The sequence below is a fragment of the Bradyrhizobium sp. JR3.5 genome (assembly GCF_054057015.1).
In genome coordinates this window covers 5,744,688-5,770,172 of sequence record NZ_JBSRYV010000002.1, presented here as the reverse complement: position 1 = coordinate 5,770,172, position 25,485 = coordinate 5,744,688, and the positions used below count along the sequence as shown (strand labels likewise).

General features: G+C 65.2%; 17 protein-coding genes and 1 pseudogene. 4 read left to right on the top strand and 14 right to left on the bottom strand.

The genetic code is table 11. The annotated features are described in order from the left end of the window. Position 1 precedes the first annotated feature (1 nt). A complete protein-coding gene (locus ACVWW1_RS44390; RefSeq protein WP_456660247.1) occupies positions 2–1,588 on the bottom strand; it encodes a B12-binding domain-containing radical SAM protein in 1,587 nt (528 codons plus the stop codon). 128 nt (positions 1,589–1,716) lie between these two features. Continuing rightward, positions 1,717–3,099: an ethanolamine ammonia-lyase subunit EutB gene (locus ACVWW1_RS44385; protein ID WP_456660246.1), complete on the bottom strand. Its 1,383-nt coding sequence runs from the start codon at positions 3,097–3,099 to the stop codon at positions 1,717–1,719. Positions 3,100–3,447: 348 nt separating this feature from the next. On the opposite strand from ACVWW1_RS44385, the gene ACVWW1_RS44380 reads away from it, so the two are divergent. Together ACVWW1_RS44380 and ACVWW1_RS44375 are read left to right on the top strand one after the other, a co-directional pair. Beyond that, positions 3,448–5,154, top strand: a complete 1,707-nt coding sequence (locus ACVWW1_RS44380; protein ID WP_456660245.1) for a methyl-accepting chemotaxis protein — start codon at positions 3,448–3,450, stop codon at positions 5,152–5,154. 171 nt (positions 5,155–5,325) lie between these two features. Next, on the top strand, positions 5,326–6,828 hold the full coding sequence (locus ACVWW1_RS44375; RefSeq protein WP_456660244.1) for a diguanylate cyclase: 1,503 nt from the start codon (positions 5,326–5,328) through the stop codon (positions 6,826–6,828). A gap of 45 nt (positions 6,829–6,873) precedes the next feature. Here the strand turns inward: ACVWW1_RS44375 and ACVWW1_RS44370 are convergent, their stop codons facing one another. The 11 genes and pseudogenes from ACVWW1_RS44370 to ACVWW1_RS44320 all read right to left on the bottom strand — a co-directional run bounded on the left by ACVWW1_RS44370 (position 6,874) and on the right by ACVWW1_RS44320 (position 22,713). Continuing rightward, positions 6,874–7,752, bottom strand: a complete 879-nt coding sequence (locus ACVWW1_RS44370; protein ID WP_456660243.1) for a transglutaminase family protein — start codon at positions 7,750–7,752, stop codon at positions 6,874–6,876. Next, complete coding sequence (locus ACVWW1_RS44365; RefSeq protein WP_456660242.1) at positions 7,749–10,292, bottom strand: circularly permuted type 2 ATP-grasp protein; 2,544 nt, start codon at positions 10,290–10,292, stop codon at positions 7,749–7,751. The genes ACVWW1_RS44370 and ACVWW1_RS44365 overlap by 4 nt, the downstream gene beginning before the upstream one ends. 20 nt (positions 10,293–10,312) lie before the next feature. Next, positions 10,313–13,581, bottom strand: a pseudogene (locus tag ACVWW1_RS44360) (transglutaminase family protein). Between the two features lie 224 nt (positions 13,582–13,805). Then, positions 13,806–14,267 (bottom strand): GDSL-type esterase/lipase family protein, encoded by a 462-nt coding sequence (locus tag ACVWW1_RS44355; protein ID WP_456660241.1) that lies wholly within the window; start codon positions 14,265–14,267, stop codon positions 13,806–13,808. A 182-nt stretch (positions 14,268–14,449) separates the two neighbouring features. After that, positions 14,450–15,973 carry a UxaA family hydrolase gene (locus ACVWW1_RS44350; protein ID WP_456660240.1) on the bottom strand — a complete coding sequence of 508 codons (1,524 nt, stop codon included), beginning with the start codon at positions 15,971–15,973 and terminating at the stop codon, positions 14,450–14,452. 201 nt (positions 15,974–16,174) lie between these two features. Further along, the gene (locus tag ACVWW1_RS44345) at positions 16,175–16,951 is read right to left on the bottom strand and encodes an HpcH/HpaI aldolase family protein (protein WP_456660239.1); all 777 of its coding nucleotides are present in this window, start codon (positions 16,949–16,951) and stop codon (positions 16,175–16,177) included. Between the two features lie 49 nt (positions 16,952–17,000). Further along, positions 17,001–18,086, bottom strand: coding sequence for a malate/lactate/ureidoglycolate dehydrogenase (locus ACVWW1_RS44340; protein WP_456660238.1), 1,086 nt, complete (start codon positions 18,084–18,086; stop codon positions 17,001–17,003). Positions 18,087–18,122: 36 nt separating this feature from the next. Continuing rightward, on the bottom strand, positions 18,123–18,851 hold the full coding sequence (locus ACVWW1_RS44335) for an ABC transporter ATP-binding protein (protein WP_176532603.1): 729 nt from the start codon (positions 18,849–18,851) through the stop codon (positions 18,123–18,125). Continuing rightward, a complete protein-coding gene (locus tag ACVWW1_RS44330) occupies positions 18,851–20,623 on the bottom strand; it encodes a branched-chain amino acid ABC transporter ATP-binding protein/permease (protein WP_456660237.1) in 1,773 nt (590 codons plus the stop codon). The genes ACVWW1_RS44335 and ACVWW1_RS44330 overlap by 1 nt, the downstream gene beginning before the upstream one ends. Further along, the gene (locus ACVWW1_RS44325) at positions 20,620–21,495 is read right to left on the bottom strand and encodes a branched-chain amino acid ABC transporter permease (protein ID WP_029082157.1); all 876 of its coding nucleotides are present in this window, start codon (positions 21,493–21,495) and stop codon (positions 20,620–20,622) included. Before ACVWW1_RS44325 ends, ACVWW1_RS44330 begins: the two co-directional genes overlap by 4 nt. Before the next feature lie 72 nt (positions 21,496–21,567). After that, complete coding sequence (locus tag ACVWW1_RS44320; RefSeq protein ID WP_092125095.1) at positions 21,568–22,713, bottom strand: ABC transporter substrate-binding protein; 1,146 nt, start codon at positions 22,711–22,713, stop codon at positions 21,568–21,570. A 287-nt stretch (positions 22,714–23,000) separates the two neighbouring features. On the opposite strand from ACVWW1_RS44320, the gene ACVWW1_RS44315 reads away from it, so the two are divergent. Next, on the top strand, positions 23,001–23,996 hold the full coding sequence (locus ACVWW1_RS44315; protein ID WP_207840801.1) for a GntR family transcriptional regulator: 996 nt from the start codon (positions 23,001–23,003) through the stop codon (positions 23,994–23,996). 25 nt (positions 23,997–24,021) lie between these two features. On the opposite strand, the gene hpaR is transcribed toward ACVWW1_RS44315, so the two are convergent. Further along, on the bottom strand, positions 24,022–24,558 hold the full coding sequence (gene hpaR, locus ACVWW1_RS44310) for a homoprotocatechuate degradation operon regulator HpaR (RefSeq protein ID WP_456660236.1): 537 nt from the start codon (positions 24,556–24,558) through the stop codon (positions 24,022–24,024). A gap of 116 nt (positions 24,559–24,674) precedes the next feature. Between hpaR and hpaH the strand changes: the two genes are divergently transcribed. Then, complete coding sequence (gene hpaH, locus ACVWW1_RS44305) at positions 24,675–25,481, top strand: 2-oxo-hept-4-ene-1,7-dioate hydratase (protein ID WP_456660235.1); 807 nt, start codon at positions 24,675–24,677, stop codon at positions 25,479–25,481. Positions 25,482–25,485 lie beyond the last annotated feature (4 nt).

The following is a 25,485-nucleotide window of genomic DNA, read 5'->3' as shown; positions in this document are numbered from 1 at the left end:
GTCATTCGGCGGGTACGGAAGCCTCGCGCAGCCGGATCGAGTAGTTCGAGGCGTTCTGCCGGCCGCTGGAGGCTGCACGCGCAAACGTGATCAGATGATGCGCAACCAGCGTCGCCGAGATCAGCCCCTCGATGTCGCCGCGCTTGAGCCGGCCAAGCGCAAACTTCCAGAACACGCGCTTGTAGTCGCCGAGCACGCCGACCTTCCAGAAGATGTTGCGAAGCATGATCAGGCCGCGCCGGATGTTGGCCCAGCTCTTCATCTCCGGGCTGACCGGCACCTTGATGCGGTTGGCATAGGTGTAGTTGCATTGATGCAAGTAGCGCTCGAACAGCTTCTCGGGCTGGTAGGCGATCTCCATGCATTTGCGCCAGGAACTGACCACGTCCTCGTAGGGCAGCAGGAACTCGACATTGGAGTCGCGGCCGTCGTCATGGACCAGCCTTCCTGCCTTTTCGAGGCGATCCCACAGCGGCGTCTTCGGCAGCGCCTGCAGCAGGTTGATGGTGAGGAGCGGAATCCGTGACTCCTCGACGAAGGAGAGCAGCGCGTCAGCGGTCTGGGGCTTGTCGGTATCGAGCCCCATGATGATGCCGGAGACGACCTCCATGCCGAACGAGTTGATGGTGCGCACGCCCTCCAGGATCGGAACCATCATGTTCTGATCCTTGTGCATCGCCTTCAGCGCGTCGGGATCTGGCGTCTCGATGCCGACGAAGATCGTCACGAAGAAGGCCTCGCGCATCTTCTCCAGGATCTCGGGGCGCTTGGCGATGTTGAGCGTCGCCTCGCACGCGAGGCGCGTGACATAGCCGGTCCGCTTCTGCCACTCGATCAAATGCGGCAGCAGCTCGCTCGCCGCCTTGCGGTTGCCGATGAAGTTGTCGTCGACGAAATAGACGGTGTCGGTCGCGCCGCAGGCGCGCAGCTTGTCGAGCTCGGCGATGATCTGCTGCGGCGACTTCAGCCGCGGATTGCGGCCATAGAGCCCGGGGATGTCGCAGAACTCGCACTGATAGGGGCAGCCCGAGGAAAACTGGATGCTCCCGAGGAAGTACTTCTTGGTTTCGGCGAGCTCATAGGCCGGCAGCGGAAAATCCGTCATCGGCAGGCGGTCGATGGTCTTGAGCACCACCTGCTCGTCCGGACGCCTGGTGTCCTGCTCCAGACGCTTGATCAGCTCATTCGTCGCATCGCCGAGCTCGCCGACATGAAGGTAGTCGAATGAAGGGTAGTAGTCCGGACAGGCACTGACCGACGGGCCGCCGATCGCAACCACCAGATCATGGTCATGCGCGCGGCGGCAGATATCGTTCATCTGCTGGCGCTGGATGTGCATACCGCTGACGAACACCGCGTCCGCCCACTCGAAATCCTCCGTCGTGGCCGGACGCAGATTCTCGTCGACGAAACGCACCGGCCAGTTCTCGGGGAGGTATGCGGCGATCAGCAGCAAGCCCTGCGGCGGCATGAACGCCTTGACGCCATCGGTCAGGGGGTAGGCGTGCTCGAAGGTCCCAAAGGACGACGTATAGCGCGGAAAGACGCAGAGGATACGCCGTGCTGTCTTTATGCCCTCAGCTCTCATCAATCGACCCCGAAGCACCCGCAAATCTAACCACGGCGCGGAACGCTGGGCCAGAAATTCTTCAACATTGTGGCGCTTACCAACGTCACAACGGTGAGATAGTTGCTCTGCAGAATTTAGCTATCCCGTCAGGTCAAGAGCCTGGCGGCGAGGTCGGGCAGCTGCCCCGCATCGGCAACGAGGCGGAAGTCCTGCCCGGCAAGGCCCACGCGCGCCAGCCAGTCGTCGAATTCGGGCGCCCGCTTCAGGCCGAACAGGTCGCGGACGTAGAGCGCATCGTGAAACGATGTCGACTGATAGTTCAGCATCACGTCATCGGCGCCCGGCACGCCCATGATGAAGTTCACGCCGGCGGCCGCAAGCAGCGTCAGGAGATTGTCCATGTCGTCCTGATCGGCCTCGGCGTGGTTGGTGTAGCAGACGTCGATCCCGAGCGGCAGGCCGAGCAGCTTGCCGCAGAAATGATCCTCGAGCCCGGCGCGGATGATTTCCTTGCCGTCATAGAGGTATTCGGGACCGATGAAGCCGACCACGCTGTTGACGAGCAGCGGATCGAACGCCCGCGCCACCGCGTAGGCCCGCGCCTCGCAGGTCTGCTGGTCGACCTGGTGATGGGCGTTGGCCGACAGGGCCGAGCCCTGCCCGGTCTCGAAATACATGACATTGTCGCCGACCGTGCTGCGGCGGAGCGACAGCCCGGCTTCCCGTGCCTCCCGGAGGAGCGAGAGGTCGACGCCGAAACTGCGGTTGGCCGCCTCGGTGCCAGCGATCGACTGGAACACGAGATCGACCGGCAGCCCCTGCCCGATCAGGCCGAGCGTGGTCGTGACGTGGGTCAGCACGCAGCCTTGCGTCGGAATCCCGAGCCGGGTGATGACGTCGTCCAGCAGCCGCAGCAGGGTGCCGATGACGTTCGGATCGTCACTCGCCGGATTGATGCCGATGCAGGCGTCGCCCGATCCGAGCAGCAGCCCGTCGAGGATCGAGGCGGTGATGCCCTTGGCATCGTCGAACGGATGGTTCGGCTGCAACCGCGTGCTCATTCGCCCGCGCAAGCCGATGGTGTTGCGGAAGCGGGTCGTCACCTCGCATTTCTTCGCGACCAGGATCAGATCCTGGTTGCGCATCAGCTTCGACACCGCCGCCACCATCTCCGGCGTGATGCCGCGCGAGATCCGGTTGATCGCGTCTCCAGTGGCGGCATCCGACAGCAGCCAGTCGCGGAAGCCGCCGACGGTGAGCGACGACACCGGCAGGAAGCCGGCAACGTCGTGGCTGTCGAGGATCAGGCGGGTGACTTCGTCGTCCTCATAGGGGATGACCGGCTCATCGAGGAATTGCTTGAGCGGAACGTTGGCAAGCGCCAGCCGCGCGGCGATCATCTCCGCGGCGCTGTCGGCCGCGATGCCGGCCAAACGGTCGCCGGACCGCGGCGGCGAGGCCTTGGCAAGCAGGATGCGCAGATCGTCGAATGCATAACTGGTGGCGTCGATGGTGTGACGATAGAGCATGGGGATTCGCGTCGAGGCTGGGGACGGCGTAACCTAGCACCTCTTTGCGAAAGTCGTGCCATCAGCTTCTCCCGGTGCGCCGGGGGATGTTGATGAATGATGATGATGGCGGTCCGTCATTCAACACGGCGGCAGACCGAGGGAACCCGACCGCCTCGGCGTGTCTCATAAGACATTGGTATTATTTAGAGATTTTAACGGTTGCGACCGCTACGAAACGCACGCGTTAAGAAATTGTCCATGAAGATTTTGCATAAGCTTTAATTGGCCGAAGGTACTCCCCGGCCTCTTGGAGTGCCCTCAATGCCGTCCCCCGTCACATCCCCCATCTCCACATCCCGGCCTCCAATGGCATCCCGATTCTCGCTTGCTGCCAGGCTGTACTCGACGTTTGCGCTGATTGCGGCGCTGACCGCAGCCATCACCGTCCTGTCCGACTACAACGCGCGGCGCAATGCCGAGCTGACCGCGGCCGTCGACCTCGCAAGCCGCGCCGCGCTCAATGTCGAGCGGGTCAACTCGCTGGTTTACGCGGTGGTGATGGAATCTCGCGGCATCTACATGTCGGCCGAACCTGCGGCGGTGAAGAAATACGGCGCCGGTCTGCTGGCGTTCAACGACCGCATCCTCGGCGTGGTGAGGAACTGGGAGATCCTGGTGCAGGCCGACGACGCCGCGCAGTTCGCGGTGTTCAAGAAACGCATCGAGCAATTCATCGAGTTCCGGAAAGAGCTGGTCCGCCGCGGCATCGAAATCGGCGCCGCCGCCGGGCGCGAGTGGGGCGACAACGATGCCAACCGCGACGTGCGCACCGCACTGAACAAGGACCTCGAGGCGCTGTCCAAGGTCTACGCCGAGCGCAGCAAGAAGCTGGCGCAGCAGACCGACACCAACCGCGAGCTAGCGCTGCTGCTGACCGGGCTCGGCGCGGCGGCCCTGATCGTGGTGGTGCTCGGCGTGCTGATCATCGCCCGCTCGGTGGCGCGGCCACTGTCGCAGATCACCACGACCATCAAGCACGTCGCCGAGGGCGCCGACCATGTCGACGTGCCGCATGTCGGGCGCAGCGACGAAATCGGCGCACTGGCCCGCGCCATCAAGGTCTTCCAGGAGGCGATGGACCGCAATCGCAGCCTGAACGCGCAAGTCGTGCAGGACTCCGAGGCTCGCGACGCCCGCGGCCGGCATATCGAAAGCTTCGTCGAGACATTCCGCGGCACCATCGGTGAGGTGCTCCGCGCGGTGCACGACAACGCTGCTACGATGCGTCAAACCGCGCAGACCATCGCAACCGTCGCGGCGGACGCCAGCGGCCGGACCGTTGCGGCGGCAGGCGCGACCGAACAGGCCTCGAGCAACGTGTCTGCGGTGGCAAGCGCAGCCGAAGAGCTCTCCGCCTCGGTCGAGGAGATCGGCCGCCAGGTCAAGCAGTCGTCGGGGGCGGTCGATCAGGCAGGTGCGCGCACCGACCGGTCGATCACCGAGATCGAGGGCCTTGCCGCCACCACGCAGCGCATCGACGGTGTGCTGAACCTGATCCAGGCGATCGCCGAGCAGACCAACCTGCTCGCGCTCAACGCCACCATCGAAGCCGCCCGCGCCGGCGACGCCGGCCGCGGCTTCGCGGTCGTTGCGCACGAAGTGAAGGCGCTGGCCGGGCAGACCACCAAGGCAACCGCCGAGATCAGCGAGAATGTCGGCCTGATCCAGGCCTCGACCCGCAACTCGGTGGCCGCCGTGCGTGAGATCGGCCAGGCGGTGCGCGAGATCAGCAACGTCACCGCCAGCATCGCCAGCGCGATCGGCCAGCAGGATGCAGCCACGCGCGAAATCTCCGCCAACGCACAGATGGCCGCTCAGGGCAACGAAACCCTGGTGACGAATGTCGGCTCGCTTCGCGACGACATGGACCAGACCAGCAAGGCTGCGGAATCGGTGCTCGCGGCATCGAACGATCTGACCGCAACCGCCGAGACGCTGTCGCGCGAGGTCGAGCAGTTCTTCCGCAACTTGCGCAGCGATGCCGCTGAGAACCTGCGACGGACCGGAACCTGAACGGATCAGGCGATCCGTCCGGGCCCGGCGTCAGGTTCCGACCAATCTGGAATGGTTAAGACTATCGCAACGCGCGGGCGCAAATTGCCGGTGCTTGCGGTCGCCTTTCTCAATTTGATGCCCCTATAGAAAGTCAAAGTGCGCGGGGGCGCGGGGAAGTGGAAGCGAGCAATGAACGGACTGTTGCCAAAGCCGAGGGCCGTGCCGACCAAACGGCTCCTCGCGCTCGGGGTCGGTCTCGTCTTGTGCTTTTCGGCGATCTGCGCGTCCATTCTCTGGGAGATGGCCGGCAAGGACTATCAGCATGCGAAGGAAGGCGCGACCAACCTCGTCGCCTCCATCGCCAGCGAGATCGACCGCAACATCGAGCTCTATGACCTGTCGCTGCAGGCCGTCGCCGACGGCGTCAAGCTGCCGGAGCTCGGCAAGATCAGCCCGGAGCTTCGCCAGGTCGTGCTGTTCGACCGCGCCGCCACCGCCAAGGATCTCGGCTCGATCCTCGTGCTGAATACGGCGGGAGACGTCACGCTCGATTCCCGGACATTGACGCCGCGGACCGCAAATTTCGCCGATCGGGACTTCTTCCGGGTGCATCAGGCGCGAGCCGACAGCGGACTGTTCATCAGCGCTCCCTGGGTGACTTCAGACGGCGAATATCTGATCAGCCTGAGCCGCCGCATCAGCAATGCCGACGGGTCCTTTGCCGGCGTCGTCGCGGGCAGCATGCGGCTCAGCTATTTCCACAATCTGTTTCGCAAGCTGAGCTTCGGCCTCGGCGATAGCATGGCGTTGTTCAACACCGATGGCGTCATGCTGATGCGAGCACCGTTCGATATCGGCAAGATCGGACAAAGCATCAGGGACTCACAGGTCTTCAAGCAGTTCCCGGCACGGCAGTCCGGCTCGTACATGACGAAATCGATCGTCGATCACGTCAGCCGGCTCTATGTCTTTCAGGCGGTCGGACACCATCCCCTGCTGATCGCCGAGGGCCTCGCGCTCGACGGCATCTATGCCGACTGGTGGCAACAGCTTTGGCTGATCGGAAGCGTGGTGGCGGCGCTCTGTGGCTTCTCGATCGTCCTGATGTTCTACCTGCTGGCCGCTCTCAAACGCCGAGCCGCCGCGGAAGGCCGGCTCGCGCACCTCGCGAACACCGATGCGCTGACAGGCCTCGCCAACCGCCGCCGCCTCGACGATACGCTTGACGTCGAATGGCGGCGTGGCATGCGCGCAAAGTCGCCGGTATCGCTTCTGATGATCGACGTCGATCATTTCAAGACCTTCAATGACGCGTACGGCCATCAGGCCGGCGATGCTGTGCTCGCCACTGTGGGACGGTGCATCGCCACCAGCACCAAGCGCGCAACCGATCTCGGCGCGCGCTACGGCGGCGAGGAGTTTTCGGTGTTGCTGCCTGGCATCGGCAAGGCGGGCGCATTGGAAGTTGCCGAGCAGATTCGCGCGAAGCTGACCGCGGCGCGCGAATCCGAGCATGAGTTGCCGACCATCAGCATCGGACTGTCTTGCCTCGTCCCGGATCACGAGCGCACGTCGCGCGATCTGCTCAAGGCCGCGGACCTCGCGCTCTATCAAGCCAAGCATGAAGGCCGCGACCGCGTCATCATCAGCCCGATCGGGTGGGACAAATCGGGCCAGCGGCAGGTCGCCTGATCGAGATCGCGGCGGCGCGGCCGAACGCGCGCCTGCCCCCTCGGTTCACTCCACCGGCAACACGTCGACGGCGACGCTGAGCTTCTGCTTGCGCGCGCCGACGATGACGCCGTCGACCGGCGAGACATCGGCGAAGTCGCGGCCGATGGCGAGAATGATGTGGTCGTTGGCGACCATGAGATCGTTGGTCGGATCGAACCCGACCCAGCCGAGCTCGCCGCCGCACCAGACCGACACCCACGCGTGGGTTGCGTCCGCGCCCTGCAACCGCGGCTGACCCGGCGGCGGAATGGTGCGCAGATAGCCGCTGACATAGGCCGCCGGCAGGCCGAGCCCGCGCAGCGCCGCGATCATCACATGGGCAAAATCCTGGCAGACGCCGTGGCGCTTCTCGAACACGTCGCGAAGCGGCGTCGAGATCACGGTCGCCTTCGGATCGTATTTGAAGTCGCCGCGGATGCGACGCATCAGATCGGCCGCACCGGCAAGGATGCCGCCGCCGGGCGAAAAACTCGCGGAAGCGTAGGCCGTCACCGGCCGCAGCACCGGCACCAGCGCGCTGGCGAAGACGTAGCCGACCGGCGAGCCCGCATCGAGGCTCAATGCCTCGAACGCGTTGTCGCGCACGCACTCCCAGGGCGGGCTCGCCGCGTCACGCGCCGGCGGCTGCCGCGTTACGGTGACCCGCGAGCGGGAATCGATGCGAAGGCTGCGATGCGCGGTCTCGATCAGGACGCTTTCGGTCAGCGTGCCGAAAAAGTCGCGCCGCGCGGTGCGCTCCGCGGGCTTCGGACGAATCTCGACCGAATGGGAAACCAGCTCCTGCCCGTCGCCGGTGATCGGCTCCAGCCGCAGCGCGCAGCGCGCGAAGCTGACCTGGGTCTCGTAGCTGTAGGTCGTGACGTGACGGATGTCGTAGATCACGCCAGCCCCGTGAGCTTCTCCGGCCGGCTGGCGTTCGGTCCGTGCGGGAAATAATGCAGCCCGACCGAATCGGCGAGGTTGAGCAGATCCTGCTCCAGCGCAAACAGCGTCTTGACGTCGAGGTTGCCGCCTTCGGCCGTCGTCAACATCGCCTCGACCGTAACCGCAAGCCGCTGCGGCCGCTCAATCAGGCCGTGCTCCTTCAGGCTCGGCAGCGCGGCGATATGCTCGTTCAGCGCCGCGACCTGGAATGCGACCGAGCGAGGATTGTAGGGATCGAGCACGGCGAGATCGCGCACCGGCGTGAGCAGCGGCTGCACCAGATAGCGCGAGCGATAGGTGATCTGGCAGTCGACCAGCGTGAGCAGGACGTCGAGATCCTCGTCACCGGCTTCGTCATAGGCGAACTGGCGGGCAAAGCGCGTGGTGTTGATAGCGCGCTCGGCGCGGCGGCCCATCTCGAGGAAGCGCCAGCCCGCCGCGCGGTTCATGTTCTCCTGCGCGAGGCCTGCGAAACTTGCGAGCTCCTGCAAGGTCAGCTCGGCGGCGCTGACGACGCCGTCATCGTCGTGAACCTCGATCGCGAGCCGATCCGCCATCTCGGTGATGACCTGCCAGGCGTCCGGCGACAGCCGCTCGCGCAGCGAGGTGGCCGTGCGCTGCGCCGATCGCACCAGCGACAGCGCCGAGCCGAACTTCTCCTCGCTCTGCAACGCTTCGAGCGCGACCTTGGCGGGATTGGCGCGCGCGGTCTGCGAGGCCGCGCTCCAAGCAACCAGCATGCGCTGGATGCGCTCGGCCGAATGCATCGCCGGCGTCGAGCCGGTCGCATTGGCCCGCGCCGGATCGCGCAGCGGCGTGCACAGCGCGCGGATCAAGCGAATGGTCGCTTCGGCGCGCTCGAGATAGCGGCCGAGCCAGAACAGATTGTCGGCGGCGCGGCTCGGCAGCACGCCCGCGATGCGGCGGATGCGGACGGTGTCGACCGCTGGCAGCAAGGTCGAGGTCGCAACCGCCTTGTCGGAGACCACCCAGACGTCGGCGGACACCGCGCCATCGCCCATCGACACCGCGCGCGCATCCGCCCGATCGGCAATCCGGCAGAAGCCGCCGGGCAACACGGTCCAGCCGTTCGGCGTCGCCGCCGCGAACACCCGCAGCACGAACGGACGCGGCGCAATGCGGCCGTTCTCCCACACCGGCGTGGTCGACAGCCGCACCAGCTCCTGTCCAACATAGTCGATGCCGCGATGGCTGATCGCATCCTTCAGGCGGTCGCGGTCCGCAGCCGACAGTTCGCCCGGAAGCACCGGCCCGTGGCCTGGAAAATCCGCAACGCCGCGGCCATAGGCGCCTTCGATTGCGAATTCGTCGAACCGCGACAGCACCTGCTCGCGGGCGGACTTCTGGCCGCACCACCAGGTCGCGATGTGCGGCATCATCAGGTCTTCAGAGAGCAGACGCCGGCACAGACTGGGCAGGAAGCCGAGCAGCGCCCTTGCCTCCATCACGCCCGAGCCCGGCATGTTGGCGACCACGACGCCGCTCTTGCGCAGCACCTCGACGAGCCCGGGCACGCCGAGATAGGAGGAGGCGTCGAGCTCGAGCGGATCGAGCATGTTGGAGTCGACCCGGCGCAGCAGCACGTCGAGCCGCTTCAGCCCGGCAACGGTGCGGATGTGGATGCGATCGCCGGAGACCGCGAGGTCGTCACCCTCGACCAGCAGGAAGCCGAGATAGCGCGCGAGCGTGGCATGCTCGAAATAGGTCTCGCTGAACGCCCCTGGCGTCAGCAGGCCGATCCGCGGCTCGTCGCGGTCGGCACTGGCACGCAGCGAATCGCGGAACGCTTCGAAGAACGGCGCGACGCGCTCGACATTCATCGACTTGTAGAGGTTGGAGAAGGCGCGCGACAGCACCAGGCGGTTTTCCAGCGCATAGCCGGCGCCCGACGGTGCCTGCGTCCGATCGCCGAGCACCCACCAGCGGCCGTCGGGCCCGCGGCCGATGTCGGCGGCATAGAGATGCAGATAGCGGCCGCCCGGCGGCTTGATGCCGCTGACCGCGCGCAGATACTCGCTGCTGCCGGCGATCGCTGCCGCGGGGATGGCACCGTCAGCAACGAGACGGCCCTCGCCGTAGAGATCGGCCAGCACCATTTCCAAGAGCTGCGCGCGCTGCGCGACGCCGGCGGCGAGCTGGCGCCAGTCGGCCGCGTCGATGATCAGCGGCAGGTGGCTGAGCGGCCAGATCCGGTCCGAGGTATCGCCGGGCGCGCGATAGGTAACGCCGGCCTCGCGCAGATGGCGGTCGGCGGAGGCGAAGCGGCGTTCGATATCGGCCGGCGACAGCCCGGCAAAGGCATCGAAGAAGCGCGCCCAGACCGGCCGCGGCGCGCCGTTCTCGGCAATATATTCATCGGGAATGCCGGGCAGCCGGACATAGTCGCGGGTCCACTGCGCCATCCGGCGCTGACCGGGACGGGCCCTGCTCTCCTGACTGCTTCCTTGACTGCTTCCTTGGCCACCCGATGCGGTCATTGCACTTCCCCTGCATCCAATTACTGCAGGAGCGGCGTCCGCAAGTCGAGGGTCAACGGAAACTCAATTGTGCGTTCCTCCGGCGGCGGTTCGATCCTGCCGGGGGTATGACCGTGCTCCTGGAAGCGCGCCAGCCGCCGCGCCTCGGCCTCGTAGGAATTGACCGCGGCTTGCTCTCGTAGTTGCGGCCGCCGGGATGGGCGACATGATAGACGCAGCCGCCGAGCGAGCGGCCGTTCCAGGTATCGATCAGGTCAAACGTCAGCGGCGCATGCACGGGGATGGTCGGATGCAGGCCGGAGGCCGGCTGCCAGGCCTTGAAGCGCACGCCGGCGACCGCCTCGCCGGCGCGGCCGGTCTCGGTCATCGGCATCCGCCGGCCGTTGCAGGTGATGACGTGGCGGCCCTCTACGAAACCGGTCGCCTTCACCTGGAGCCGCTCGACCGAGGAATCGACGTAGCGCACGGTACCCCCAGCGGTGCCCTCCTCGCCGAGCACATGCCACGGCTCGAGCGCCTGCCGCAGCTCGAGGCCGACGCCGCCGTGATGGATGCGGCCGAACGCGGGGAAGCGGAATTCGAGCTGGGCCTGATACCACTCCGGCTCGACGTCATAACCGGATTGCTTGAGCTCGGCGAGCACGCCCAGGAAATCCTCCCAGAGGAAATGCGGCAGCATGAAGCGGTCGTGCAGCGCGGTGCCCCAGCGCACGAACTTGCCCTGCTGCGGCTCGCGCCACACCTTTGCGATCAGTGCGCGGATCAAGAGCTGCTGCGCCAGCGACATCCGCGGGTCGGGCGGCATTTCGAGCGCGCGGAATTCGACCAGGCCGAGGCGGCCGGTCGGACCGTCGGGCGAATAGAGCTTGTCGATGCAGATCTCGGCGCGATGGGTGTTGCCGGTGATGTCGACCAGAATGTGCCGGAACAGGCGATCGACCAGCCACAGCGGCGCATCCATCCCCGGCGGCGGCACGTGCGACAGCGCGATCTCGAGTTCATAGAGCCCGTCATGCCGCGCCTCGTCGATGCGCGGCGCCTGGCTGGTCGGGCCGATGAACATGCCCGAGAACAGATAGGACAGCGACGGATGCCGCTGCCAATACAGCACGAGGCTCTTCAGCAGATCGGGCCGGCGCAGGAACGGCGAGTCCTCCGGCTTGCTGCCGCCGACCACGATGTGGTTGCCGCCGCCGGTGCCGGTGTGGCGGCCATCGATCAGGAAACGGTTGGCCCCGAGCCGCGTCTTCGCGGAGTCCTCATAGAGGCCGAGGGTGATGTCGACGGCCTCGCGCCAGCTCTGCGCCGGCTGCACGTTGATCTCGATCACGCCGGGATCCGGCGTCACCTTGATCACCTCGATCCGCGGATCGAACGGCGGCGCGTAGCCTTCGACATGGACTTGCAGTTGCAGCTCTTCAGCGGCGGCTTCGATCGCGGCGATCAGCTCGAGATAGTCCTCGACCTTCTCGACCGGCGGCATGAAGGCGCACAGCACGCCGTCGCGCACCTCGATCGACATCGCGGTACGCACCGGCAGCGGCTCTTCGATGTCCTTGAGCGCCTGCTTAAGCTCCGGATCGATCTCCCCAAGCGCATCGCGCGGCGCCATCGGATCCCGCTCGATGACGTAGGGAAAATCCTCGGGCGGGACGTGTTCGAGCGAAGCGATCGGAAGCCGCAAGCCCAGCGGGGAATCGCCCGGAAAGAGAAACAGATGACTGCGCCGGATCTTCCAGCGCTCGCTGCGCCAGCGCGCCGGCACGCGATCGCCCAGCGGGCTCCAGCGCTGGATCGGCAGCACATAGCCTTTCGGCGTGGTCAGCCCCTCGTCGAACACCCGCGCCAGCCGTGCGCGCTCTTCCGGATCGGTCAGTTTGGAATTCGCAGGGCTGACATTGGCCGGCAAGCCGGCCTCGCGCTCGAGCCAGAACGCAGTGTCCTCGTAGGCCGGCATGACGTAGTCAGCCTTCAGGCCAAGCCGCGCGGCGATGCCGATTGCGATGCGCTCCGCATCGGCGATCCCAGCCTTGCCCTGATTTTCGACTGAAGCGATCAGGCCGGCATTCTTCCAGATTGGCTTGCCGTCCTTGCGCCAGTAGAGGCCGAACGCCCAGCGCGGCAGGCTCTCGCCGGGATACCATTTGCCCTGGCCGTAATGCAGCAGGCCGCCGGGCGCAAACCGCGTGCGCAGCTTGCGGATCAGTTCGTCGGCGAGCGCGCGCTTGGTCGGACCGACCGCGGCAACGTTCCACTCCGGCGATTCCAGATCGTCGATCGAAACGAAGGTCGGCTCGCCGCCCATGGTCAGCCGCACATCGTCCTTCTGCAGATCGGCATCGACCTGCTCGCCGAGCCGGTCGAGCCGCGTCCAGGATTCATCTGAAAACGGCTTGGTGATCCGCGGCGCCTCGCGGATCCGCTTGACGCTCATCTCGAAGCCGAACTCGACATTGGCGAAGCCCGCGGTGCCGGTCACCGGGGCCGCCGAGCGGTAGTGCGGCGTGGCGCAGACCGGGATGTGTCCCTCACCCGTCAGCATGCCGGAGGTGACGTCGAACCCGATCCAGCCCGCACCTGGCAGATAGACCTCGGCCCAGGCGTGCAGGTCGGTGAAATCGCTCTCGACCTCGCGCGGCCCCTCGAGCGGATCGATGTCGGGCCGCAGCTGAATGAGATATCCGGAGACGAAGCGCGCGGCGAGCCCGAGATGGCGCAGCGCCTGGATCAAGAGCCACGCCGAGTCGCGGCAGGAGCCGGAGCCTGCGGCCAGCGTCTCCTCCGGCGTCTGGATGCCGGCCTCCATGCGGATCACGTAGCCGATCTTCTTCTGCAGCTGCGCGTTCAGCTCGACCAGGAAATTGACGGTCGAGTCGGCCTTGTGCGGAATGTCCTTCAAATAAGCCGCGAGCAACGGCCCCGGTACCTCAGTCTCAAGATAAGGCGCGAGCTCGGTCTTGAGATCGCCGGGGTATTCGAATGGAAAGCTGCCGGCATAGGGCTCGACGAAGAAGTCGAACGGATTGACCACCGTCATCTGAGCGGTGAAGTCGACCTCGACCTTGAGCTCGGTCGCCTTCTCCGGAAACACGTAGCGCGCCAGCCAGTTGCCCTGCGGGTCCTGCTGCCAGTTCACGAAGTGATTTGATGGCGTGACCTTGAGCGAGTAGCTCAGGATCGGCGTGCGGGTATGCGGCGCGGGCCGGAGCCTAATGGTCTGGGGCCCGAGGTCGATCGGCCGGTCGTATTTGTAGTGCGTGACGTGATGCAGTGCGACGAAGATCGACACGGACCGAGGACTCCAGCAGCTTTTTTGAGCAGAACACTGGTTCCGGTCGACATCAAGCACTAACAACGGGCAGCGACTGCCCAAGGCAAGGGCGAAGCCGTAGCCCGGATGGAGCCAACGGGTCGCGCGAATGCGCGCCCGATGACAGGCTCCGCGAAATCCGGGGTCTTCATCCGCAGCAAGAGTCCCGGATTGCGCTGCGCTTCATCCGGGCTACGCGATAGCTAGCGGCCGATCGCGCCGGATACCTGCGACGCAAGCTGCTTGGCGAGCGTGTGATAGCCCTCGGGAGTCAAATGCTGGCCATCGGGCTGATGCGGGAGCCCGCCCAGCATCCCGTTAGGAAGCATGATCACCGCGACGCCACGGGCGCTCAGTCGACTTTGGATATCCGCTGTCCGGTCGGGGCTGCCCTTGCGCCGGTCATTGCCGCCAGGCTGTAGAATCACCGCACGGGTCCCGTTCGGGACGGCACGGTCCAGGCGTTGCAGCATCCCTTCCGTGGTGTCGCCATTGATGCCGGCGTTCACGACACGGACGTTCAATCCCTTCGCCCGCAAGATCGCTTCGAGCTGCGCGGGATAGGCCTGGTCGCGCGCCACGCCCTTGCCGTAGGTGTTGCTCGCGCCAAGCGCCACGATGGTTGCGGCGTCGGCTGAACCGACGCCAAGACTCAAGGCGGCCATGAATGCGAGGCATCCAGTGACTCCCGATCGACCCGCGCGCATCTTTCCTCCGTTCAGATCGAAACGCCAGCCTGTAGCCCGGATGGAGCGAAGCGCAATCCGGGAGGCCACATCAATAGAACTCGTCGTCCCTGCGAAAGCAGGGACGACAGCGGAGTGTGAGGCTAGATCGTAGCCCTAAACTACATCGTCGCGCCCAAGACCCACGGCGCGAATTCCGCACCGCCGAAATCAAAACTCTCGCTCTTGGTCGGCTGGCCCGAGGCGGTCTTGAGGATGAGGTCGAAGATGCGCTGGCCGCATTCCTGCACGCTCTCCTCGCCGTCGAGGATGGTGCCGCAATTGACGTCCATGTCGTCTTCCATCCGCTTGTACATCGGCGTGTTGGTGGCGAGCTTGATCGACGGCGCGGGCTTGCAACCGAACACGCTGCCGCGACCGGTGGTGAAGCAGACGAGATTGGCGCCGCCGGCGACCTGCCCGGTCGCGGCGACTGGGTCGTAGCCGGGCGTGTCCATGAACACGAAGCCCTTCTTGGTGACGGGCTCGGCGTAGCGCAGCACGTCGACGAGGTTGGTGCTACCGGCCTTAGCCATCGCGCCGAGCGACTTCTCCAGGATGGTGGTGAGGCCGCCGGCCTTGTTGCCGGGGCTCGGATTGGCGTTCATCTCGGCGCCCTCGCGCTGGGTGTATTCCTCCCACCAGCGCATCAGGCCGACCAGCTTCTCGCCGACCTCGCGGCTGACCGCGCGACGCGTCAGCAGATGCTCCGCGCCGTAGGTCTCCGGCGTCTCCGAGAGGATCACCGTGCCGCCGTGACGGACCAAGAGATCGCTCGCCGCGCCCAGCGCCGGATTGGCCGACACGCCCGAGTAACCATCCGAGCCGCCGCATTGCAGCGCCACCGTGAGTTCGCTTGCCGGCACCGCCTCGCGCTTGACCTTATTGGCATCGGCAAGCGCTTCCTTCACGAAGGCAACGCCGGCTTCCACGGTCTTCCGGGTGCCGCCGACCTCCTGAATGTCCATCGCGCGCAGGCGGCCGGCGAGCTTCTGCTCGGCCATCAGGCCGCCGATCTGGTTCACCTCGCAGCCGAGGCCGAGCACGATGACGTTGGAGAAATTGGCGTGCCGCGCATAGCCGCCGAGCGTGCGGCGAAGCAGCGCCAAGGGCTCGTCCTGGGTCATGCCGCAGCCGGTCTTGTGGGTCAGCGCGACGACGCCGTCGACATTCGGATAGTCAGCGAGCGGGTTATCGCCGGTGAATGGGTTCTTCTTGAACATGTCGGCGACGATGCCGGCGACATGGGCGCTGCAATTCACCGAGGTCAGGATGCCGATATAGTTGCGGGTGGCGACGCGACCATCGGCGCGGCGAATGCCTTCGAACGTCGCCGGCAGATCGAAGTTCGGCACCGGCTTGACGTCGACGCCATAGGCATAGTCCTTGGCGAAATCGCCCATGCCGCAGTTCTGGGTGTGCACGTGCTGGCCGGGCGCAATCGGCTGGGTCGCGAAGCCGATGATCTGGCCGTAGCGCCGGATCGGCTCGCCCTGCGCAATCGGCTTGATCGCGACCTTGTGGCCGGCCGGAATGCGATCGACCGTGGTGATGCCGTCGGCGACCTGCAGCCCCGGTGGCAGGCTCGCGCGCGCGATCAGGACGCTGTCGTCGGCGTGCAGACGGATCACTTGTGCCGAGGCCATGGGAGTTCTCCTTCGTCTTTATGTTCACCTCTCCCCGTCCTTTACGGCGAGAGGTCGAATTCTCGCGCAGCGAGAATTCGGGTGAGGGGCAAGGCACACGCGCAATCGCAAACAAAGTGCTCGCCGGATGGAGGCTCCTCACCCCAACCCTCTCCCCGCAAGAGCGGGGCGAGGGAGCAGAGCTAACATTGCGGACAGACCTTACGCCTTGCCGCCGGACTTCTCGCGGGTCTGGTTGACCTGCATCTTGGCGTAGACCTGCATCAGGCCGACTTCGTTCGACAGCGTCACGAGCTTGAAGCCCATGTTGATCGCGCGCACCGCGCCTTCGGCGCCGGAGCAGTGGATGCCCGGGTTGAGGCCGCGCTTGCCGCACTCCTTGATGATCTTCTCGTAGATCTTGAGGATCTCCGGCTCGTCGCGATCGAGCTTCGGCACCAGGCCGTAGGAAAAGCCGAGATCGGACGGACCGATATAGACGCCGTCGATGCCTTCGACATCGAGGATCGCTTCCATGTTCTCGACCGCGGTCTTGGTCTCCATCATCGGCAGCAGCACGATCTCGTCGTTGGCGGCCTGCTGATAGGTGCCGGCCGAGCCGTACATGCCGGCGCGGATCGGACCGTTGGAGCGCACGCCCTTCGGCGGATACTTCGCGTAGGAGACGAGGTTCTTGGCTTCCTGCGGCGTGTTGACCATCGGGCAGATCACGCCATAGGCGCCGCCGTCCAGCACCTTGCCGATGATGCCGGGCTCATTCCAGGGCACGCGGACCATCGGCGTGACCGGATGGGCATGCATCGACTGGAAGCATTGCACCATCGACTGGTAGTCCTGCACGCCATGCTGCATGTCGACGGTGACGCTGTCGAAGCCGCATTGTGCGATCACTTCGGCCGAGAACCCCGACGGGATCGCGAGCCACGCGTTGACCACCGCCTTGCCCGATGCCCAGACCTGCTTGACCTTGTTTGCCATTGATCACGTTTCCTTTTGTGTTTCTTGCGCGGTTCTTGGAGGGCTGACCTCAGCTGGTCGCCCGCTGGATCGAGACCTCACTGACGCCGACTTCGCGCGCGGTGTTCACTATCGCCGCCCAGGTGTCGTCAGGCAAGGGAATGCCGTTCTTGGTGCGATCGGCGCGGGTCTTTCGCTCGGGATCGCCCGGAACCAGCACGGACTCCGTGCCCGCGATCGGCTTGGTGGCGCGGATGAAATCGGTGTAGCGGGTGATTTCGCCGTCGAAGAAATTGCTGGTGTCGATCACCTTGGGATCGATGTAGAACGCCATCATGCCGTTGGCGAAGCGCCGGTCCGACGACGTCGCGCCGGTGCCGGTCAGCGCGCCGCCGAGCAGTTCGCAAATGAAGGCGAGGCCCGAGCCCTTGTGGTCGCCGAAAGCACGGATCGCGCCGGTTCCCTTGGTATGGTCGCGCGGTCCGTCCGGCGTGTACGGGCCATACAGCACATGCGGATCCTCGCTCAGCGTGCCGTCGGCATCGACCAACGCGCCCGGCGGCAGCTTCTTGCCGCCACGGCTAGCCACCAGGCACTTGCCCTCGGCGACGACGGAGGTCGCGAAATCGAGCACGATCGGATCCTGGCCCTGCCGCGGAATGCCGACGCAATAGGGCGCCGTTGACAGGCGCTTCTCGACGCCGCCGTAAGGCGCGACCAGCAGCGAGCCTGCGGCGGTCACGAAATGAACCGAAACGAGGCCTTCGGCGGCCGCCATTTCGGCCCAGTCGCCGACGCGGCCGAGATGGCCGGAGTTGCGCAGCGCAACCGCCGCAAGCCCTGCCTTCTTGCACTTCTCGATGCCGAGCCTCACCGCGACAGGCGTGACGGTCTGGCCGTAACCGAACTTGCCGTCGACAACAGCGAGCGACGGCGTGTCGACCACGACCTCGGGGGTCTGGTTCGGCACGATCGAGCCCATCTTCTTCCACCTGACATAAACGGGCACGCGGATCACGCCGTGGCTGTCATGCCCGGTGAGGTTTGCCGTCGTCAGGTAGGTCGCGATGCGTTTCGCCTCTTCCGGAGAGGACTCCGAATGGGAAAACACCTCGGAGACGAAGTTGATGAGATTATCGACCTTGATGGTGACCATGAAAAACTAGCTCGCTCAGTAAAGCACGGGACGTTGTCAGGCGTGGGTCTTGGCATGGCCGCCGAGATAGGCCGCGGCGATGGCTTCATTGCCCCACAATTCGTCGGGCTTGCCGCCGAGCACGATCCGCCCGGTTTCGAGAACAAAACCGTGATCGGCGACCGAAAGTCCCATGCGCGCATTTTGCTCGACGAGCAAGACCGTGGTGTCCTTCCTGATCTGCGAAATGATGCGGAACACCGCCTGTACAATCACAGGTGCGAGGCCGAGCGACGGCTCGTCGAGCAGCAACAGCCGCGGCTTGGCCATCAGGCCGCGCGCGACCGCGACCATCTGCAGCTGCCCCCCGGACAGCGTCCAGCCGAGCGCGTTGGAGAATGCGCGGATGTCCGGGAACAGGTCGAACATCGCGTCGGCTTCGCGCGAGATCTGCGCGGCCCCGACCTTCCGGTTCGACGCGCCGAGCATGATGTTCTCTTTCACGGTGAGACCCGGGAATACGCGGCGGCCTTCCGGCACATGCGAGATGCCGAGCCGCACGATCGCTTCCGGCCCGAGGCCCGCGATCGAATGACCGTCGAACAGGATGTCGCCGGAGGCGGGTTTGGCGAGGCCGGAGATTGCGCGCAGCGTGGTCGACTTGCCGGCGCCATTGGCGCCGAGCAGCGTGACCACCTGGCCCTGTTCCACGGCGATGGTGACGCCGCGCAGGGCCTCGATCTCGCCGTAGCGGACCACGAGATTGCGGATTTCGAGCAGCGGCATCATTCGCTCCCGAGATAGGCGGAGACGACGTCGGGATGACGCAGCACCGCCATCGACTCGCCGTCCGCGATGCGGCGTCCGAAGTTCAGCACGGTGATGTGCTGGGCGGCTTCCGAGACCAGCGTCATGTCGTGATCGATGATCAGGATGGTGAGGCCCTGGGCCGCGATGCGCTTGAGCAACTCGTGCAGTTCGAGCTTCTCGGTCGAGTTGAGGCCGGCAGCCGGCTCGTCGAGCAACAGCAGCGTCGGGTTCGACGCCAGCGCCCGCGCGATCTCGATCAGGCGCTGATGGCCGTAGGAGAAGCTCGAGATCAACTCGTTGGCGCGGTTGCCGAGGCCGACGAAGGTCAAAGCCTCCATCGCCCGCTCGGTCAGCGCGTCGTCGCCCTTCCCGATCATGGTGTTGCCCGGACGCTCGGCGCCGATCTCGACATTCTCCAGCGCGGTCATCGAGCGGAACAGGCGGATGTTCTGGAAGGTGCGTCCGAGCCCCGCCGCCGTGCGCTGATGCGGCGCCATGCTGGTGATGTCGGTGCCATCGAGCACAATCTTGCCCGCGGTCGCCTTGTAGAGGCCGGACAAGACGTTCAGCGTCGTGGTCTTGCCGGAGCCGTTGGGTCCGATCAGCGCATGCACGCCGCCGCGCTTCACCGCGATGTCGACGCCATCGACCGCCTTGAGGCCGCCGAAATGCTTCGAGAGCCCGGTGACTTCGAGCACGATGTCGCCGCCAGTCGTCGCGGGCTTGAGCAGGAGCGCTCCCGCAACAGGCGGCGCCATGCTGTGCGCGCGCCAGCGTGTGAACGCGTCGGACACGAAGCCCCAGATGCCGTCCGGCATGAAGCGGATGATCAGGATCACCGACAGGCCGTAGATCGCGAGGTAGAGGCCCGGCACACTCTTCAGGAAGCGCAGCCATTCCGGGATCAGGATCAACAGCCCGGTGCCGATCGCGGAGCCGATCGGCGAGGCCACGCCGCCGAGGAGCGACATGGTCAGGAACTGAATGGATTCCGCGAACGAGAACTGGTCCGGACTGACATAGGCAAAGCCGCCGGCGAACAAGCCGCCGGCGAGGCCGCCGAGCACTGCGCACACCGCGAAGGCGTAGACCTTGGTGCGGAACACGTCGATGCCGTTGACGCCGGCCGCGAGCTCATTGTCGCGCACCGCGCGCATGGCGCGGCCAAGCTTGGTGTCAGGCAAATGCCAGACCAGATAGCCGACGATCGCAAGCATCGCGACGCAGAAGGCGAGATAGCTTTGCGAGGACTGGAACAGCTCGGGCCGGCGAATGTTGGCGACGCCGTCTGGCCCGTGGGTCACGCCGATGGCGTTGATCATCACCAGCGTCACGATCTGCTGGAACGAGATCGTTACCATCGCAAGGTAGTGCCCGCCGAGCCTCAGCGTCGACATGCCGAGGAACGCGCCCGCAACCAGCGTAATCGCGCAGGCGCCGACCAGGCAGAGCCAGAAGTTCAGATGCAGGTCGGCGGTGCCGAGGCCGACGGCATAGGCGCCGAAGCCGAAGAACGCGGCCTGCGCCAGGTTGATCTGGCCGCACAGGCCGAGCACGACCGAAAGCCCGAACACCGCGATCGAGAACGTCGTCGCCTGCAGCAGGATGTTGAGGATGTAACCGTCGAACTGCATGCCGGCGGCGAGCGCCACCAGCGCGGCCGCGCCGATGAAATACGGCAGATGGCGGATGATCAGCGGCTTCGAGCGCACGGCCGGCGCCGGAATCATGTTGTCGCTGGCGCTCATGCTTTCTCCGCGACACGTTCGCCGAAGATGCCTTGCGGCCGGAACACCAGGAACGCGATCAGCACCAGGAAGGCAAAGCCGTCCTTGTACGGCACCGAAATGTAGGCGGCACCGAACGTCTCGATGACGCCGAGCGCCAGACCGCCGACGATGGCGCCGGCGACATCGCCGAAGCCGCCGATGATGGTCGCGGCAAACGCCTTCAGCGCAATCGTCGAGCCCATCTGGATCGAGACGAACAGCACGGGCGCCACCAGGATGCCTGCGAGACCGCCGAGCACGGCCGAATAGATGAAGGTGATCATGATCATGGTGGAGACGGAAATGCCGAGCAGCGACGCCATCTCCTTGTCCTGCGAGGTCGCCTGCAGTTTCTTGCCGAGCAGCGTCTTCTCGAAGAACCAGAAATTGAACAGCACCAGGAGGATCGTGACGCCGATGATCAACAGATACTGGCTGTCGAGATAGACCGGGCCGAGCTGGATGCCGGGCGTATCGAACCAGCCCTGCAGCACCTGCGGCTGCGGGCCGTAGATCGCCAGCACCGAGTTCGACAGCAGGATCGAGGCGCCGATGGTGGCGATGATGACAGGCAGATAGGTGCGGTGGCGCAGCGGATAATAGACGCCGAGATTGAAGATGACGCCGAACAGCGCCATGCCGGCGAGCGCGATCAGGAACGACAGCCAGTAAGGCCAGCCGAGATCGACCGAGAACACCACCATCAGATAGGCGGCCACCATCGAGAACTCGCCTTGCGCGAAGTTCACCACGTTGGTGGCGCGGAAGATCAGCACGAAACCGAGCGCGACCAGCGCGTAGACCGCGCCGATGCCGATGCCGGTGAACAGCAGTTGTAGAACCAGATCCATGACAGCGCTCGATCAGAACAGTGTGCGCAGAAGATCGGCCTCGCCGGTTTTGCCGGCGAGGCCGAGCCGCGATCAATCGTTGAAGTCGATATGCTTGTCGTAAACGATCTTGCCCTTGTCGTTCTTCACGACATTGTAGCCGTGCAGGCCGTCGCCGTTCTTGTCGAAATTGTACTCGCCTTCCGCACCGGCGAATTTCTGCGTCGCCAGGATAGCGTCGCGGATCTTGTTCGGATCGGTCGAGCCGGCCTTGTTGATCGCCGCCGACAGGATGGTGATCGCGTCGTACGGCCAGGCGCTCTGGTTGTCGGGCGCGGTCTTGTATGCATCACGATAGGACTTGCCGAACGCCTTCGCGGTATCGCTCGAGTCTTCGGCGAAGTCGGCGACCCCGTAGGTGCCAAACAGCGCCGGACCGGCGAGCTTGGTCGAGGAGACCGCCACCACCGAGGGCGAGCCGACCCAGGGGATGTTGACGCCGAGCTGGCGCAGCTGCCGGGCAAAGATGCCGAGGTCGTTCTCGAAGGTGAAGTAGGTGCCGAGCACGTCGGCTCCGGACTGCTTCACGGCCAGCACGACGGGGGTGAAGTCCTGGCTCTGGTTGGCGTAACCTTGGTCAAGCACCGGCGGCGCGCCGAGCTTGGTCAGCGCCTCGGTGAGTGCCTTGCCGCCCGCGGTACCGAAGGCGTCGGTGGAATGGACGATCGCCCATTTCTTCTTGCCGAGCGTGGTGACGCCGAAATCGGCGATCACGCGGCCGGAATAATTGTCATTCGGGCGGAAGCGGAACAGCCACGGATTGCCGGAATGGGTGAGATCGGGATTGGTACCGCCGATCATCACCGGCTTGCCGACCTTGATCACATCGGGCGCCATCGCCTGCACCTGGGTCGAGCGGATCGAGCCGAGGAAGGCAACGATGTCGGACTGCGCGGCAAGCTTGGAGAACGCCAGCACGATGCCCGGATTGGTGGTCTGGTCGTCCTCGATGACGAGTTCGACCTGCTTGCCGAGCACGCCGCCGGCCTTGTTGACCGCGGCCAGCGCCAGCTTGGCGCCGTTCTGGGCCCACAGGCCCTGCTCAGCTGCCGGTCCGGTCACCGGCACGCACATGCCGATCTTGATGGTCGCTCCCTGCGCCCAGGCGCTGCGCATCAGCGCGGGAGCAGCGAGACCTGCCGCCAAGCCGGCGGAAAACTCACGCCTCGTCAGTTTCATTCAATCCTCCCTTTGGTGCGCCGACTTGCATATCGGCTGCGTTGAAACGAGCTGACGCGTCGATCGAGTGCCTATCCGCAGCCGTCAATCGGCACGACGAACAAACGTGAGCGCCGCTTGCGGCGCACAAGACGCGCAACGGCTGCCATCAATCTGGCGTTTGACATAGCTAAACATGATTGCACATTGCACGCAATAGTCAAAAGTCGCTGGCAACGGTGTGTAAATGCCTGCTACCAGCGACCATGACGGGATCACATGATAGTGTGACCGGCGGGCAGTCATCCATGTCGATTCCAAGAGCGAAATCGCAGACCAGACGAAAACAGCCGGCCTACGCGCTGATCAAGAGCGCATTGGCGAAGCACATCCGGGCCGGTGACGTGCCACCCGGCACGGTTCTCTCCGAATCGGCGATCGCGACCTTGTTCGGCTCGAGCCGCTCGCCGGTGCGGCAGGCCTTCGAACAGCTCGAGCACATCGGCCTGGTGCGCCGCTTCGATGGCCGCGGCGTGATCGCCGGCAAGCGCAAGGTCGACCCGCGGCGCGTCCCGATCACGCCGGAGATGTTTGGGCTGACCGACGGCCCCGTCGAGGCGGTGCGCAGCGACGCCTGGGATACGCTCTATTACAAGCTCGAACGCGAGATCATCTACCGGTCGCTGTTCGGACGCTTCCGCGTCAGCGAGCTCGCATTGGCGCGGCACTTCCGGGTCGGGCGCACGGTTGCGCGCAATTTGCTGCTACGTGCGCAGGCGATCGGAATCCTGGAGAAAGGCGCCAAGGCTCATTGGTATGTCGTGCCGCTGGACGAGGATCGCCTCCGCGACATCTTCGAGGTCCGCGCAACCCTCGAGCCGCTGCTCCTCAAATCCGCTGCGGCGAGGATTCCGACCGCACTGCTTGACCGGATGGCGGAGCGGCTGCGCGAAGGGATCCAATTCCGCAGCCGCGTCGGCGTCGGCGAGCTCGATGAGATCGAGGGCGACCTCCATATCCGCTGCCTGGGTTACGGCATCAATCGCGAGATGATCGAAGCGCTCAAGCGCACCCATTGCGCTTTCGTGATCGGCAAGCACATCCAGGTCGCCCTGACCGCGCCGCAGATCGATTCCTTCATGGACGAGCATCTGGTGATCATCGAAGCCTTGCGCGCCCGCGACGGCGATACGGCCGCCGCGACGTTGCGCCGCCATATCGAGTGGTCGCACTCCAAGGTCGCCGGCTGGATCGCCGAATTCCGCGCCATCAACGTGATCTCGCGCGTGCCCTACATGGCGTGAGCGGCATTGCCGCGCATCGCCGCGATTACTCGTCGGCCTCGACTTCGGCGTCATCGGCCGAGCCCATTCCGGCGAGGCTTGCCTCCAGCGCGCCCAGCATTTCGTGCAACTCGGCAAGCTTGCGCGCGCCATATCGTCGTGTGATCTCGGCGTAGATCGCCTCCGACGTCGGCGCCACCGCCTCGATCAGCTTCAACCCCTTGGCCGAGATCGAGACCACCGCGCGCCGCCCGTCGTTCTCCGCCGCCTTGCGCTCGATCAACGCGCGCGCCTCGAGATCACGCAGGATTCGCGACAGGCTCGGGCCGAGCAGAAACGCCACGCGGGCGAGCTCGGTGACCTCGATCTCATCGACCGCGGTGAGCGCACGCAAAATCCGCCACTGCTGCTCGGTCAGCCCGTGATTGCGCAGCGACGGACGGAACTGCCGCATCACCGCCTCGCGCGCACGGAGCAGCGACATCGGCAGCGAGCGCGAAAACTCGCGCATCGGGGTCCGTCGCGACGATGCGTCGTCGCCCTGCCCCGGCCGGGTCTCATCCAGCGATTTCTTGCGTGCCATCACTCAGCTCAATCCACAGCAACAAAATTTTGCGTTGCAACATGCCCCTGATTCAGTTTGCGGGAATTCACTTAACATGTTAATCATCTCCCGACATCCACTTTTGTGTATCACGCATGGCCCTCTCCAAGGACGATATCCGCGCTGCCGCCGAACGGCTCGACAGAGCGGAAAAGACCCGCAAGCAAATCCGCCAGCTGTCGCTGGAATACCCCCGCATGACCCTCGAAGACGCCTACGCGATTCAGAAGGCCTGGGTCGAGATGAAGGTGGCACAGGGGTGCGTCGTCAAGGGCCACAAGATCGGCCTGACCTCGAAGGCGATGCAGAGCGCGCTCAATATCGACGAGCCGGACTCCGGCATCCTGCTCGACGACATGTTCTTTGCCGATGGCGGCCTCGTGCCGACCGACCGCTTCATCGCAACCCGCGTCGAGGCCGAGCTCGCCTTCGTGATGAAGCATCGCCTTGCGGGGCCGAACTGCACGCTGTTCGACGTGCTCAACGCCACCGACTTCGTGGTGCCGGCGCTGGAGATCCTGGATACGCGGGTCGAGCGGGTCGATCCCGAGACCAAGGCGACGCGCAAGATCTTCGACACCATCGCCGATAACGCCGCCAATGCCGGTATTGTGCTCGGCGGCCGTCCGATCCGTCCGCTCGAAGCCGATCTGCGCTGGATCGGCGCGCTCTGCTTCCGAAACGGCCAGCTCGAGGAAACCGGTCTGGCCGCGGGCGTATTGAATCATCCGGCGACCGCGGTGGCATGGCTCGCCAACAAGATCGCCCCGAATGGGCTGGCGCTGGAGGCCGGACAAATCGTGCTGGCAGGCTCCTTCATCCGCCCGATCGAGACCCGCAAGGGCGACACCATCCAAGCCGACTACGGACCTTACGGTTCCGTGAGCTGCTACTTCGCCTGACGCA

What these genes read in the sequence shown, in the direction of transcription:
- ACVWW1_RS44340 (WP_456660238.1), bottom strand. Translation starts at nt 18,086, where the DNA reads ATGGTCACCATCAAGGTCGATAATCTCATCAACTTCGTCTCCGAGGTG.
- ACVWW1_RS44325 (WP_029082157.1), bottom strand. Translation starts at nt 21,495, where the DNA reads ATGGATCTGGTTCTACAACTGCTGTTCACCGGCATCGGCATCGGCGCG.
- ACVWW1_RS44365 (WP_456660242.1), bottom strand. Translation starts at nt 10,292, where the DNA reads ATGACCGCATCGGGTGGCCAAGGAAGCAGTCAAGGAAGCAGTCAGGAG.
- hpaR (WP_456660236.1), bottom strand. Translation starts at nt 24,558, where the DNA reads ATGGCACGCAAGAAATCGCTGGATGAGACCCGGCCGGGGCAGGGCGAC.
- hpaH (WP_456660235.1), top strand. Translation starts at nt 24,675, where the DNA reads ATGGCCCTCTCCAAGGACGATATCCGCGCTGCCGCCGAACGGCTCGAC.
- ACVWW1_RS44350 (WP_456660240.1), bottom strand. Translation starts at nt 15,973, where the DNA reads ATGGCCTCGGCACAAGTGATCCGTCTGCACGCCGACGACAGCGTCCTG.
- ACVWW1_RS44345 (WP_456660239.1), bottom strand. Translation starts at nt 16,951, where the DNA reads ATGGCAAACAAGGTCAAGCAGGTCTGGGCATCGGGCAAGGCGGTGGTC.
- ACVWW1_RS44330 (WP_456660237.1), bottom strand. Translation starts at nt 20,623, where the DNA reads ATGAGCGCCAGCGACAACATGATTCCGGCGCCGGCCGTGCGCTCGAAG.
- ACVWW1_RS44335 (WP_176532603.1), bottom strand. Translation starts at nt 18,851, where the DNA reads ATGCCGCTGCTCGAAATCCGCAATCTCGTGGTCCGCTACGGCGAGATC.
- ACVWW1_RS44380 (WP_456660245.1), top strand. Translation starts at nt 3,448, where the DNA reads ATGGCATCCCGATTCTCGCTTGCTGCCAGGCTGTACTCGACGTTTGCG.
- ACVWW1_RS44375 (WP_456660244.1), top strand. Translation starts at nt 5,326, where the DNA reads ATGAACGGACTGTTGCCAAAGCCGAGGGCCGTGCCGACCAAACGGCTC.
- ACVWW1_RS44355 (WP_456660241.1), bottom strand. Translation starts at nt 14,267, where the DNA reads ATGGCCGCCTTGAGTCTTGGCGTCGGTTCAGCCGACGCCGCAACCATC.
- ACVWW1_RS44315 (WP_207840801.1), top strand. Translation starts at nt 23,001, where the DNA reads ATGTCGATTCCAAGAGCGAAATCGCAGACCAGACGAAAACAGCCGGCC.
- ACVWW1_RS44320 (WP_092125095.1), bottom strand. Translation starts at nt 22,713, where the DNA reads ATGAAACTGACGAGGCGTGAGTTTTCCGCCGGCTTGGCGGCAGGTCTC.
- ACVWW1_RS44385 (WP_456660246.1), bottom strand. Translation starts at nt 3,099, where the DNA reads ATGCTCTATCGTCACACCATCGACGCCACCAGTTATGCATTCGACGAT.
- ACVWW1_RS44390 (WP_456660247.1), bottom strand. Translation starts at nt 1,588, where the DNA reads ATGAGAGCTGAGGGCATAAAGACAGCACGGCGTATCCTCTGCGTCTTT.